Source organism: Spirochaetae bacterium HGW-Spirochaetae-1 (assembly GCA_002839375.1).
Taxonomy (GTDB): domain Bacteria; phylum Spirochaetota; class UBA4802; order UBA4802; family UBA5550; genus PGXY01.
Genome location: PGXY01000013.1, coordinates 17684 through 31374 on the forward strand (window position 1 = coordinate 17684; position 13691 = coordinate 31374).

Annotated in this window: 11 protein-coding genes; 6 read left to right on the forward strand and 5 right to left on the reverse strand. The window is 42.6% G+C overall.

The annotated features are described in order from the left end of the window. Positions 1-73 precede the first annotated feature (73 nt). The 3 genes from CVV44_23100 to CVV44_23110 all read right to left on the reverse strand — a co-directional run bounded on the left by CVV44_23100 (position 74) and on the right by CVV44_23110 (position 1636). Positions 74-517: a transcriptional regulator gene (locus CVV44_23100; GenBank protein ID PKL35112.1), complete on the reverse strand. Its 444-nt coding sequence runs from the start codon at positions 515-517 to the stop codon at positions 74-76. A gap of 160 nt (positions 518-677) precedes the next feature. Then, complete coding sequence (locus CVV44_23105) at positions 678-1184, reverse strand: hypothetical protein (protein ID PKL35113.1); 507 nt, start codon at positions 1182-1184, stop codon at positions 678-680. Positions 1185-1327: 143 nt separating this feature from the next. After that, positions 1328-1636, reverse strand: coding sequence for a hypothetical protein (locus CVV44_23110; GenBank protein ID PKL35114.1), 309 nt, complete (start codon positions 1634-1636; stop codon positions 1328-1330). A gap of 250 nt (positions 1637-1886) precedes the next feature. Here CVV44_23110 and CVV44_23115 point away from each other — a divergent pair, with 250 nt between their 5' ends. From CVV44_23115 to CVV44_23125, 3 genes are all read left to right on the forward strand, one after another. After that, positions 1887-2510: a hypothetical protein gene (locus CVV44_23115; protein ID PKL35115.1), complete on the forward strand. Its 624-nt coding sequence runs from the start codon at positions 1887-1889 to the stop codon at positions 2508-2510. Positions 2511-2609: 99 nt separating this feature from the next. Next, a complete protein-coding gene (locus CVV44_23120; protein PKL35116.1) occupies positions 2610-3020 on the forward strand; it encodes a hypothetical protein in 411 nt (136 codons plus the stop codon). A gap of 152 nt (positions 3021-3172) precedes the next feature. Continuing rightward, a complete protein-coding gene (locus CVV44_23125) occupies positions 3173-4927 on the forward strand; it encodes a B12-binding domain-containing radical SAM protein (protein PKL35117.1) in 1755 nt (584 codons plus the stop codon). A gap of 9 nt (positions 4928-4936) precedes the next feature. Here CVV44_23125 and CVV44_23130 read toward each other — a convergent pair whose 3' ends face one another. Further along, positions 4937-6337: a hypothetical protein gene (locus tag CVV44_23130; protein ID PKL35118.1), complete on the reverse strand. Its 1401-nt coding sequence runs from the start codon at positions 6335-6337 to the stop codon at positions 4937-4939. Positions 6338-6431: 94 nt separating this feature from the next. Here CVV44_23130 and CVV44_23135 point away from each other — a divergent pair, with 94 nt between their 5' ends. Genes CVV44_23135 through CVV44_23145 form a run of 3 tightly spaced genes read left to right on the forward strand, consistent with a single transcriptional unit; the run spans position 6432 to position 10227 of the window. Further along, the gene (locus tag CVV44_23135; GenBank protein PKL35119.1) at positions 6432-7616 is read left to right on the forward strand and encodes a hypothetical protein; all 1185 of its coding nucleotides are present in this window, start codon (positions 6432-6434) and stop codon (positions 7614-7616) included. A gap of 1 nt (position 7617) precedes the next feature. Beyond that, positions 7618-8769, forward strand: coding sequence for a hypothetical protein (locus CVV44_23140; GenBank protein PKL35120.1), 1152 nt, complete (start codon positions 7618-7620; stop codon positions 8767-8769). 48 nt (positions 8770-8817) lie between these two features. Next, positions 8818-10227: an MATE family efflux transporter gene (locus CVV44_23145; protein PKL35121.1), complete on the forward strand. Its 1410-nt coding sequence runs from the start codon at positions 8818-8820 to the stop codon at positions 10225-10227. Positions 10228-10373: 146 nt separating this feature from the next. Here CVV44_23145 and CVV44_23150 read toward each other — a convergent pair whose 3' ends face one another. Next, positions 10374-13571 carry a hypothetical protein gene (locus tag CVV44_23150; protein PKL35122.1) on the reverse strand — a complete coding sequence of 1066 codons (3198 nt, stop codon included), beginning with the start codon at positions 13569-13571 and terminating at the stop codon, positions 10374-10376. Positions 13572-13691 lie beyond the last annotated feature (120 nt).

Genomic DNA, 13691 nt, shown 5'->3' on the forward strand with positions numbered 1-13691 from the left:
ATAAACTACTTATCCGATTATTAATCGAAATATGATTCAGGGAACCTGTATATTGTGATGTATCAAGGTTCCCTTATAAAAGATAGGGCAGCTTCATGTTATAATTCTTATATACAACAAAAGTTTCCACGGATCTGACTCCCTTGATGCAGGACATCTCTTCTGTATAAAATTCCAGGATATCAAATCCTTCCTTGAGAAGTACAATCATTATAAGGTCATACTGACCGGTGACGACACTGACGGAAACAACTCCCTTGAGTGTGCTTATCTCTCTTCCCTTATTCACCAGGTCCATATTTTCCAGTTTAACACCGATGATAACCATGCGGTGGCCCGGCAGTTTTTCCGGGTCCACAAGGCCGCTGATGTCCAGGACGCCTTCTTCAGTCATCTTTGCAACCCTGGACCGGACTGTATTTTCTGTTATGGAAAGATCGTCGGCTATCTCCTTGAAGGATTTCCTACCGTCACGGAGATGCTTTATTATTTCAATGTTTACATCATCAATTTTCATAATATCAGGAGCATAGTGCTTTTTTGCCCTAAGAAAAACGATTTACGAATATTCATGATATTGTCAATTATTATTTGGAATATTTATGATATCAGTAATTTGTGCATCAAAATATTATATATATATGAATTATTGGAGGGAAGCCGCCTGTTTGGCCAGGCTAAAATACTGTTCCGCAATTTTCACATCGTACGGTTTCACCCTGCAGGTATACCCTCCCGAGGGGCGCCCCGCATGACGGACAGTAACGCATTTCTACGGTCTGAGCAGCGGCTTCATCGGTATAAAATTCGCCTGTTGTTCGGTCGAAGTTCCCCTTGAGGAGTCTGTCTGTTATGGCCCGGGCAATGAGTTTTTCACAGGTGTGGATGGGTATCCTCAATTTCTCTGCAAGGTCTGCCGTGGTAATTCTCCTGTGAGTCCTTGCCAGGGCGGCCACGGATTTGAGGAGAATTTCATCTTTGCCGGCCCTGATTCCAAGATATACAAGCAATATTCCCGGTGCGGCAAATGCCATGGATATGACAGCGATTGACGGACCATTCATGCGGTCAGTGGGGTCCGGATCAAACATCATACCGATACCGGCAGCAAGCATAAATATGCCGAAGATGATAAGAGTGTATCCGATAAATTTTAAGATTGAATCCTTTATGTAGAAGGCCATGCGCTACTCCCGTTCATTTTAAAGGTCAGAGTTTCATCTGGATAGATTTTTGATTATATCGGCGCAGTGTATTAATTCAACAACAAAATTCACTGGAAAATGCTATGGGGTGAAGCATTCTGGTGGATAAGGGAGAAGCATTTTTAATGAATGGATATCAGTTTATCCAGGGTGGATATTCTGAAAAGGGCAAGAACATCATCAGCCACATTGATCAATTGTATGGTTCCATCGTATTCCTTCATTTTTTTATACATGATGGCCAGTACACCCAGTGCCGATGAATCTATATAAAGAATTTCACCAAAGTCTATGGTGAGATCCGTGACTTTTTTTTCGATAATTGGATAGAAAGCTGCCCTGAATTTATTGACATTATGAAATTCAACGTTGCCGCTGACGGTCATTGTAGCGGTATTACTGCCGGGATGTTCATAAATTGTGATTTTCATGTTGTTCTTTTCAGAATCACATGTATTGCGTATATCAGGAATACATGTTTAATATATGAACAATATCTATTATAGTCGATAAAAAATCAAGCACAATAAAGCCCAGCTGGGCGGAATAATAATATTTTTTACCTTTTTTTGCAATAATTACGGGGCCTGTGGTATAAATATGCATAGTTAAACCGATTTTCACTTAAATTTTCTTTACAAATGAAGAAATTGTTTCACTGTGTCTTTCCGTGAGGTATGTATGATAATTGAACAGATCCTGGTAACATCCATGGCTGTTTTCTGCTATCTACTGGTGGATGAAAAAACTAAAGAAGCCATTCTCATAGATCCCGCCGGTGATTTTGAAAAGATTTTTTCTTTGGTAAAAAAGCACAATGCAACAGTGAAATGGGTAATTAATACCCATGGACATTTCGATCATACTTCGGGCAATGACCATGTGATGAAACAAACCGGCGCCGGGCTGCTCATCCATGAAATGGACGCAGGTAAGCTTGGACGTATTTCCAACAAGCTCCTGTCAAGATTTGTGGGAGGGAAGGGGTCGCCGCAACCATACGGCATACTGAAGGATGGCGATGAAATCTCATTTGGCGACAGCAGCCTGACCGTCGTTCATACGCCGGGTCATTCCGATGGAAGCATATGTCTTTACAGCCCGGGAAACATTTTTACGGGAGATACTCTTTTTACTGAAGGAATGGGCCGAACCGACCTTGGCGATGGCTCGTACAAAAAGATAATGATATCCATAACAAAGAAGATACTTTCGTTTCCCGATAAAACTATCATCTGGCCGGGACATCACTACGGCCGATTTCCCAATTCAACGGTGAAAGAACAGAAAACATATTATAAGTGAACCTCTATAAATTAAATTTTGGATGTTACCTTGTGGACACAAACATCGGAAAAACCTTTTTTTAGAGGTGCCCATAAATAATCTGGAGATCGATTAAATATGACAGCAAAAAAACCATACATAGATTTTACTTTCACCGGCGTTGAAAATTTTTCCGGGACTCTGGACAAAGCGATGATCAGCTATTGTATTATGAGTCAGAGCGAAACCGAGAAACTATATTCACTTGAACCCGGGATTTTTAACAAAGAGAATGACACCATCACCATGGGCTACTGCACAAAAAATGATAAAACTCTTTTCTTTCTCGAATTTGGCATGATGATTGCGCCTTCGATCTGTTCGCATATCGTCTTTATTTTTGACCACAAACCGGCTATTGACGAAATGATTATCGCAGCCCGGGATCTGGAGAATCTCACCGTTGACAACCTGAAGAAGAAACACGGTAACGAAATCGCCGACATAGATGTTATTGACAACATTTCCGATGCCGGGACGCTTCATTAGAATTTATACTCCCCGTATCAAGATTTATTTTGCAACCCGTATCCCCGTTTCCCTGTCTGTATAATCAAACAGACATTATTCGCCAGCATCTTATCTATGCAATTTTCATTACAGCCTACTAATTAATCAACATTTTTGTGGAGAGGTCAGTCATGTCCCGAAGTATATTAATGATTTATCCGGAAATACCGATAACCTACTGGTCTTTTACGCACGCTTTGAAATACACCAGGGCAAAGACTTCTTACCCGCCTCTGGGCCTCATGACCATTGCAGCCATGCTTCCCAGTGAGTATGCGATTAAGCTTGTAGACATGAACGTTCAGCCATTGTCTGAAAAGGATATCAGGGAAGCTGACATGATTTTTATTTCTGCCATGATCGTCCAGAAAGAGTCCTTTGAAAATGTTATTCACCGCGTAAAAAAATACAATAAAACCATAGTAGCAGGCGGGCCATATCCCTCGTCAGCCTATAAAACCTTATATGGAGTGGATCACATTATAATAAACGAATGTGAAACCACCCTCCTGAAATTTATGGAAGATTTTGAAAATGGATGTGCTGAAAGGGAATATCGGAGCGATGAATATCCTGATATAACGACGACTCCTTCGCCGCGGTTTGACCTCGTCGATCATAGAAATTATTATTCCATGATGCTGCAGTTTTCAAGGGGATGTCCCTTCAGTTGTGAATTCTGCGACATAATAGAGATGTTCGGCAGAAAACCAAGGACAAAAACACCAGATCAATTCATCAACGAGATGAACTCGTTATACGAAACAGGTTTCCGGGGATCACTCTTTATCGTTGATGATAATTTCATAGGGAATAAAGCGAACTGCCGCGAGCTGCTGAAGCAAATAATCCCATGGCAGAGAGACAGGAAATTCCCTTTCGGCCTTTTCACGGAAGCCAGCATGAATCTCGCCGATGACGATGAACTCATAACACTCATGGTTGATGCGGGATTTAACATGGTATTTGCTGGAATTGAGTCTCCCTCCATCGAATCGCTTGCCGAGGCTCACAAGACGCAGAATATGAGAACGGACCTGTCCGAGGGCGTCAGAAAAATGCAGCAGAAAGGACTCGAGGTTACGGGAGGATTCATTGTCGGATTCGACAGTGATCCCGATGATATATTCGAGAGACAGTTCAATTTTATTCAGGCCGCGGGAATACCGGTCGCCATGGTAGGCTTGCTTCAGGCATTTCCCGGAACACAGCTTTATGAAAGGCTTAAAAAAGAAGGCAGACTGACAGGTGAAACCAATGGGAATAATACTCACGATCTGGATCTGAATTTCACATCGCGAATGGATGAAACCAGGCTGAGAGAGGGATACAAGGAACTGATAACGCGACTATATAATACCGAAAATTATTATATCCGCTGTAAAAATCTCCTCAAACGGCTTCCCGTCAACGATTTCCATGGCAGGAGCGTTGGGCTTGATGATATCCTCATTCTTTGGAAATTTACCGTGAAGAACATGCTCTCTGCCGGCGGCAGGAAACACCTGAAATTTATACTATGGACTCTGTTAAATAACAGGAAGCTATTCCCCGATGCGGTAAGACTTTCCATAATGGGAGTACATCTTATTGCTATAACCCAGGATCTTATAGAACTGGAAGGTTTCCGCACTTTTCTGAACAGCAATGTGACCATGCTGAATGATGCTCTCACAAGGCCCACGCGGGAACGGGAAAAAACAGTAGCAGCTTCCCTGCAGAGAAAGACAATGTTTGTCAAGAATGAAGCGGTAAACCGTTTTAAGCGTCTCAATGCAAATATAAAAAAATCCGCTAAAAATTATCTCGTTGAATTTCATGTGACTATTGACGAACTTATCAGCAATTCGCAGATGAATTTGAAAAAGAAAACAGGGGCATATTGATTGCGGCCACTATTTTTTAAATACAGGGCCTCGGCTGTACCTGTATACATCATCGAGCAATTCTTTAGCTTCTCTGTCATGGACGGGGACCGGTTCGGAATAATTATGTATAATATAGGGAATCAACTCCGTCTGTATATGTCTTCCATCATAAAAATGATGCCGGGCAATGAGTCCCTGTCGATGATGTATGGTCTGCATCTGGTCGAATAAAAAATTCCCCAGCCCGTATGAAATGAATTTTCCCCGGTAAAATTCAAGTCCCATGGGACGGTGTGATGAAGAGGATACAAGAATATCAGCGCCCATCTCAGCGGCCAGGTGAAAATATTCTACCTGGATTTCATGGGGCACGGGGTTGTCTTCATTTCCCCACTGAACGGTGACAAATACCACATGGGAATTTTTGCGCGCCTCGCTGATAAGATCTATGAAGCGTTCTCTGGTAAGTTTTAGCGCCCCGGCACGGCTCTCCGTCGCCCATGCATCGGGAGGGCCCCACTGGTTAAAACCAACAAAAGAAAATATCTTTCCCTTGATCGTAATATATCGCACCTTCATGGCCTCGGAGAGATTCTCACCGCCTCCGAAATAGATCATCCCCGCTTCTTTCAGCATGACCATGCTGGCAGTGTTATAATTCCATCCAAAATCATTATTATGATTTCCCGTGAGTTCAATTATATCAAAACCTGATTTTTTCAGAATATCAAAATAAGGCGGGGGTGAACAGAAAAGCATTCTGTCTTTCAGTGGCCACGAGCACCCCGGCACAAAGGAGACTTCATTGGAGGTCATGGCCAGATCCGCAGCGGAGGTTATTGCCTCAACAGCGCGAATGGGACGGTAAATATCCCCATGTTTATTAACGGTACGCATAAAGGCCCGCGTCATGGCTGTAACACCAGTCTGAACAATAGTTACATGAAGTGATTTATCAAAGAACGATATACCTTTTACCATCAATGGGTAGGCATCAGAATCTGAAATAGTGTAATCGGCGTTCGTAACGCCCCAGGGATAGTTATTGTTTATGGACAGCACCTTCATCGAAGATTTTATACCTCCCATATCGGTGATGAGAAGAGCGTTTTGGTCAGAATGGGGCGGCGTATTAGAGGCAATACATGTTTTGAAATTCAGCGAAGGAAACCGTCTTTTTATTATTGTTTCAATTTTTGCATCGACAAAAACATGAAAGGGGGTTACCATTTTACCGGGGAGCCGGCCATTGTTCAATATGTAATGAGCCTGGTTGAGGCTTATATCATTAAGCCGGCTGGTGACATGGACAAGGAGTAATAGTGGTCCCTGGTCAGCGGCACGGCATTCTAAGAATGAAATTGCTGTAAACATTAACAAAGCCGCTGTGCATGCAGCAATCTTATTCAATTTGTCGACGATAATCATGGATAGGTCTTCCCCGGATATGATATTTCTTTTTACTTGACATTATGTTCCTCCTGCGATTCTTTACAAGATTAATTCATAGGGGAGAAAAAAATTGAAGCTGAAAACTATTTATTCTATTTTCATCGTTGCGGGACTGATTGCTTTTTTCCCCGGGTGCAGGCCCGAAAATGGTTCAAACAATACGGACTCACGATACCATGACATCCGCATACCGAAAACTAAAAATGGATTCAGGGACACGGCCATATTCCTCGGAGCGCTACCTTCCGGGAAGGATGTATCCTGTCATGACCTGACCAAAACCCGTCAGTATGAGGCGTATAAAAAATCCGTAGAGCGGAGCTGGGAAAACTTTTTCAAACCCAATTTATGCAGGATAGAAGGATGGACCAGTAGCAATCTTCCATCCCGATACGCTAAAACAATTTTTTATCCCTTCAGCGGCCCCGACATATTGAATCCTCTAGCCTTTTATCCCGAAGCCCGGGACATCATCATGTTCGGACTTGAACCAACGGGCGGGATACCGGACCTGACATCTATGCCGCGTCAAAAAATACTGCCCGGCCTCAATGAACTTTTGCCGGCCATCAATTTTATGCTGGATCACGCATTCTTTATCACTACTGAGATGGAAAAAAGTGTGGGCAAAACACCGCTTTCAGGCATTACGGCAATCATGGTCTTTTTTCTCGCCAGGGGAGGGTACCAGGTTATGGATATAAACCTGGTACATGTTGACGAAAGAGGAAGACTCCTCCGGGGGGCCGGTAAGCCTGCTAAAGGACGCTTGAACGGGGTAGAAATAATTTTTTCCAGAAATGATACCTCTCAGCCGAGGAGAGTCCGCTATTTCCAGATCAACATAGCTGACGGTTCCCCCCAGCTTGGACGTTTCAGCGAATGGCTTCGTGGCCAAAGTCCCTTTTCAACTATCATCAAATCGGCATCATATCTCATGCATAACAGTAATTTTTCAACTATACGGGATATAGTCCTCTCTCTCAGCAGTTCTATTCTCCAGGATGACAGCGGAATCCCCTATACCTATTTAAAGAATAACAAGGATTGGGAAATCCGCCTTTTTGGGAAATATCATCGACCACTGCCCGTTTTTAAAGAAAGATATCAGGTTGAATTACAAAAGGACCTGGCCAACACGTCGGGGGAGCCTCTTCCCTTCGTATATGGATACGGATATGGATATGGCGATATGACATACCACCTGCTCCTGGCCCTTCGCAGGGAACATACGGCAGGCTATAGAGCACCATGACATGAACAGGCTGACAATATTCACGGGCTGCATCATTGCAGCAGCTATGGCCATGTTTGCTGTTGGAATAATGGCATGGGCCGCAGAACCTGAAATTCAAAGACAGCCGTATCTGTTCGTCCACGAAGCCTGGGATCATCCGGATCTAAACCGACTCAGGGAACAATATGATTTTGATGAGTATTGTCTGAAGGAAAATAATGAATTTAACCGGATGGTCATGCTCAAATCCTGGGTATATCATCATCTCCGATATAGCTTCAATTCTCCATATCCGCAGTTAAGAAATTCCCTGGAGATTCTCAGAAAATCGTCAGAAGGAACAGCTTTCCTCTGTTCGTCCTATGCAGCGCTCTACATGCAGTGCGCCCTCAGTATGGGCTGGACGTCCCGGTATATTTTTCTTCGTAAGCCTTCGGGGGAAATGCATGCAGCCGTTGATGTATGGTCCAATGTTTATAAAAAATGGGTTTATATAGACCCTACATGGAATATACATCTTGAAGGAACAAAAGAGCAGGTACCTCTATCCGTGCTGGAAATGCGTGATGACTGGATCAGGGACCGCGGTAAATCCATGATATACGTTTATGGTGCGGGCCGAACTCAGAAGAGGTATGATTTTCATAAACTTCCCATAACCCGGAACGATTCCGTACTCTGGCGCAGAATGCCTGTCACAAAGGAATGGATCAGCTATACCTATGAGATTGCCTATGTGGGAAGGAATAATTTTTTCACTCATGGAGACGGCTCTGGAATGGATATATGGGACTCCATGTATATTATAAAAGATAATATCAATGGAAAAGACAGGAATTGGCCCTTTGCTGATAAAACACCATTGTCTGCCGATCGGCTTTTACATGATCTCAATATATGCCGGGGAAAAATAGCTGAATATAATCCCAAAAATGAAACATACCATATACGCTTCGTTTCTTCTGAATATAATTTTTATACGCCGTCATTCAGTCAATTTCAGGTGGAGACAGAAAATAATAAGTGGACAATACTTCCCGGATTTATTGAAATTGGAAAAAAAAAGCTCCGTGAAGGCTTCCGCATCAGAACTTTAAACAAACGGAATGTTCCGGGACCAGCATGTCTTATCAGAATGACTGATGAAGGCATCCTTGATACCGTTGATTGACTGCCATCATGCCGCAAAAATAAAGATCTCCAGGTCTGAACAACAATTATGATACCAATTATTTCCACATTATCAAAGCGTTTCTTAATACGCTGGAATGCGCCTTTCGGATACCGTCATCTGCTCGTGCTGGCCATACCGCTCATTATCAGCACAGGGTCATGGTCCATTCAGCATGTCATTGACAGAATGTTTCTCACCTGGCATTCCGAAGCAGCAATTGCCGCGTCCATGCCTGCGGGAATTCTGAATTTTACCATAATAAGTTTTTTTATGGGCACGGCCAGTTATGTGAGTACTTTTGTAGCCCAGTATTTCGGATCAGATCAGCATAAGATGGTGGGACCCATCGTATGGCAGGGAATGTATGTTTCTCTCATGTCGGCTTTCACTCTTTTTATGCTTATCCCTTTTGCGCCCCAGATATTCACGCTCATCGGTCACGATGAAGCGGTGAGGATACTTGAAACCGATTACTTCCAGATACTGTGCTTCGGCGGATTTCCCGTTGTCGCCTCATCTTGCCTGGCAGGACTTTTCTCCGGTCTGGGAAAAACCTGGATTGTTATGTTCGTTAATATTTTTTCTACAATAGTAAATATTGTATTTAACTATCTTCTTATTTTCGGCAACTACGGTTTCCCTGCCATGGGCATCAGGGGAGCAGGTATTGCCACGGTAATTTCGGCCTGTGTGAACTTTCTCATCTATTTTGCCATAACTCTCGGTCCCTATTACCGGTCGGTTTTTGATTCGGTGCGGGGCTGGCGATTCAACAGGGTGTTGTTTATGAGGCTGATGAAATATGGACTGCCCAGCGGCGCCCAGTTTTTCCTCGATGTGGCTGGTTTTACTTTTTTCATTCTTATCATAGGTCGTCTCGGGAAAGTCAGTCTGGCCGCATCCAATATAGCGCTCACCGTAAACAACCTGGCCTTCATGCCCATGATAGGGTTGGGAATTGCCGTGTCCATTCTTGTGGGACAGAATCTTGGTAGAAATGAACCTGAAAATGCTGAATACAGCGCCTATTCAGGATTTCACCTGACCTTTATATATATGACAGCTATTGCGGCTCTTTTTGTTTTTTTCCCTGAAATATTCATTGGTATCTTCGCTGCCAAGGCAGATCCTGAAAAATTCAGAAAAATTTTTGAATTGACCGTTATTCTTTTGCGATTCGTAGCCTTCTATTCTGTTTTTGATACGCTCAATATCATATTCGCATCGGCAATTAAAGGAGCCGGGGATACACGCTTTGTCATGTATATGATTTCCAGTCTATCACTTACCGTTCTTGTCATTCCCACCTACGTATGCGTTGTCATATTTGAAATGGGTTTGTATGCCGGATGGACAATTGCTTCGGCATATGTCATTCTACTGGGATTTGTATTTCTCCTGCGGTTTAAAAACGGCAAGTGGAAAAAGATGCGCGTGATCGACATGGGAAAATAGTGATATGGAATCGGCAAGGGAAAGTATTAATCTTGAAACATACATTTTCAACAGTGGTAAGACAGGCTTGGCATAAAAGATTATTTTACAGATATAGCGCGGAATGGGTATACTATCATCTGATGAAAATACTGTGAATTGGAATATCAGGATACGCTTTTAAGCATTCTATCAATATCCTGAAGCTGGTAAGGTTTGACAAGAATGCCTTTGAATCCATAATTACGGTAGTTGGCCATAACCTTATCGTCGGAATAACCGCTGGAAACTACGGCCTTGACATCGGGATCAATACTTATCAGCTCTTTTATAGTCTGGGCTCCCCCCATTCCTCCCGGAATCGTTAGATCTATTATAACCAGGTCAAACCGTGCACCTCTCTCCAGGTTTTCCCTGTACAGGCGGACTGCCTGGGACCCATCCCTGGATTTTACGACTGAGTAGCCAAGATGCCGGAACATTTTGTCAGCGACCTCTAAAATATAATCCTCGTCATCCATAATCAGTATCCTTCCCTCATGCATCTCAGGCTCCTGGTCTGAATCAGCCTGTTGTTGTATCTTGCCGATGGATTTTGTAAGGTATATGGAGAAAGAGGTTCCCGAACCGGGCTGGGATTTAACATCAATATAACCGCCATGTCTTTTAATAATGGAATAGCTGCTGGCAAGTCCGAGCCCGCTTCCTGATTTTTTGGTAGTGAAATATGGATCAAAAATCTTTCCTATATTTTCCGATGGTATTCCGCAGCCGTTATCTGAAATAGTAATCTTCACATATTGACCGTCTGGAATCGGGAGATTCGCGGGAATGGAATGGATATTGCCTGCCGAAATAGTAATGATACCACCCTCGGTCATGGCCTGCATGGCATTGATTATCATATTACTGAAAACCTGGCTTATCTGGTCGATGTCGATTTCCACGGGCCAGATGTCACTATCTATCGTGATGGTGCAGGAAATACTGGAGCCTGCCAGTATAAAATCAACACTGTCCTGGATCAGATCGCCTATTGAGACGGTATGCTTGATGGGCTCTCCACCCTTTGAAAATGTCAACAACTGACGTGTCAGATTGACCGCTCTTTTCCCCGCCTGTTCTGATTTATCTAGCAATTCCAGTAATTCTCTCGATTCCGCACTCATGGTTTTTGCGATGGAGATATTACCAATTATGCCCGTCAACAGATTGTTGAAATCATGGGCTATTCCTCCTGCCAGTATGGAGAGAGACTCCATTTTGCTGATTCGCATTATTTCTTTTTCAAGTTTGCTCTTTTCAGTTATATCCCTGATGGCAAGAACCATGCCCGCCATGACATCATGTTCCAGAAGAATAGGCGCGCAGTTTATCTCCACAATACATTCTGTACCATCTCTGGATATCATGGCAAAGGGCATACCGATCGTATCAAGGTTGCCGATTTCTCTTATAAATTCAATATTACTGAAAAATAGTTCCTTGGCCCTCTGGTCCTTGAGATTAATTACATCACTTATATGCATGGATACCGCTTCTTGCTGAGACCAGCCGGTAAGACTTTCTGCGACCTTATTAAGAAGGATAACCATGCCGTCCCTGTCACAGCTTATGACCGCATCTCCGATAGAACGTAGCGTTGCCGAAAGATGTTCCTTTTCCTGATTTATTTTATCCGTTGCATTGATAAGTTCATCATGGGTTTCCGATAATTCTGTGTTCAGTTCTTCCAGTGCAGCACACTGATTCTGAATTTCATCATATTGGCTGCGTATTGTGTTTTCCGCCAGCTTCAATTCCGAAATATTCGTGATGATGGCAATTGACGCTTTCTGACCTTTGATGGAAGTCAGAGCAGCAGAAATGATTACATCGATGATCTTTTTATCAGCTGTAAACATTTGTGCCTCATATTGTGATGACGCAGCTTTTTCCGAATGGCGGTTATTGTACTGTTTCATCACCATCTCTCTTCCCGTTGGCGTATCGGGAAAAAAATCGTCAAGTTTAGTTGTATAAAAATCCCTTTCATTTTTACCGGTCATTTCTATCATTTTGTTATTGGCATAAATGGGTTTTTCATCGACAATAAGCATTATACCGTCATGTGCATTTTCTATAAGTATCCTGTACTTTTCCTCCGATTCTTTTAAATCCTTTTGTGCTTTTTCCCGTTCTCTCCTGTAAATATTTATTTTCTCAGCGATACCAAGTGAGAGAAGGAGAACCAGCAGCGAAGACCCAATTTGATACGTCCAGTTTGTTAAAGTAGTGATGGTAGTCAGGCCGAATGCCCGGGCAGCATAAATAAGGGCACCCAGGAGAAAAATAATCCATGACCCCATGTAGAAATATGCTTCGCGACGTCTTTTCAGAGCCGCTATAAATCCGGTAGCAATAAAGATTGTCATGATGATTAAAACATATATGACTGAAACCTGGGTGATGAGGAAATAGTCCATGAAAAACACAGCGATGATCAATGGCAAAGTACAAACCAGATAAACTATAAAAATTTTATTCGCAAAGGGGAGAATTTTCTTCAGGTTGAGAAAACTTCTCGTAAAAAGCAGGCCGAAAGCACCGCTGAAAAATATAAAAAAGGGATTGGAATAATGGGCCCATGCGATGGATTCAGGCCATAAATGCTGGAATGCAAGACCATTTTGATTCATGGAATACATGGAAATACCGAAGATGAAGCCAACAAGATAGAGATAGGCCCAATCTTTGAAAGAAAAGAAAATTACCACATTGTAGAATATCAGGGCGATCATTATACCGTAGTAAATCCATAGCCACATCATTTCGTTATTCGTTTTTTTATAAAATTCAGTTGGTGACCAGGCTGATAGATTAAGGACAAGCGATCCCGTGGAATTCACTCTTATGAAAATATCCGAATCGCCCGGCGGGGATTCAACGGGAAAAACAAAGGAACGGGATTCAACCTGCCGTTTGGCAAAAGGATACTTATCCCCACCTGCATAATGAGTGGTTCCGCCAGAGTCCATTATATAGATATCGATAAAATCGATGAGAGGATATTCCTCTTCTAGCAGCCAGCTGATTGCATGATTTGTGAAATTATGCACTTTCATCTTGAGCCAGAATGTGGAACGGCTGTATCCAAAACTTTTTGTTTCATTGCTCAAATTCCGGAATTGCATGGTGATGGGCTCGGTTAGAACGTCACTGAGATTGAGATTGCCTTGGGGGTCTTCATAATACTGCATCCAGGTTGAGAGCCGTGTCGATTTTAAATCATCACCGAGCCTGAATATATTTTCAGCAACCAGTGGAGTTGTTGCTAAAAACAAAAAAATGATATTTATAGCGATTCTTTGCGTGTATTTTATCATGAATATTCTATCTGAAACATAATTATGTTTTCACATTCTATACGTATAATTGAATAACTACCAAATGTCAAGATTTAATACGGATCGGCTCTTCTTAAAAATGCTTTTTGGGGATCGGTT

Coding starts and splice junctions, on each gene's coding strand:
- CVV44_23120 (PKL35116.1), top strand. CDS start 2,610: ATGACAGCAAAAAAACCATACATAGATTTTACTTTCACCGGCGTTGAA.
- CVV44_23140 (PKL35120.1), top strand. CDS start 7,618: ATGAACAGGCTGACAATATTCACGGGCTGCATCATTGCAGCAGCTATG.
- CVV44_23115 (PKL35115.1), top strand. CDS start 1,887: ATGATAATTGAACAGATCCTGGTAACATCCATGGCTGTTTTCTGCTAT.
- CVV44_23150 (PKL35122.1), bottom strand. CDS start 13,571: ATGATAAAATACACGCAAAGAATCGCTATAAATATCATTTTTTTGTTT.
- CVV44_23110 (PKL35114.1), bottom strand. CDS start 1,636: ATGAAAATCACAATTTATGAACATCCCGGCAGTAATACCGCTACAATG.
- CVV44_23130 (PKL35118.1), bottom strand. CDS start 6,337: ATGATTATCGTCGACAAATTGAATAAGATTGCTGCATGCACAGCGGCT.
- CVV44_23125 (PKL35117.1), top strand. CDS start 3,173: ATGTCCCGAAGTATATTAATGATTTATCCGGAAATACCGATAACCTAC.
- CVV44_23105 (PKL35113.1), bottom strand. CDS start 1,184: ATGGCCTTCTACATAAAGGATTCAATCTTAAAATTTATCGGATACACT.
- CVV44_23100 (PKL35112.1), bottom strand. CDS start 517: ATGAAAATTGATGATGTAAACATTGAAATAATAAAGCATCTCCGTGAC.
- CVV44_23145 (PKL35121.1), top strand. CDS start 8,818: ATGATACCAATTATTTCCACATTATCAAAGCGTTTCTTAATACGCTGG.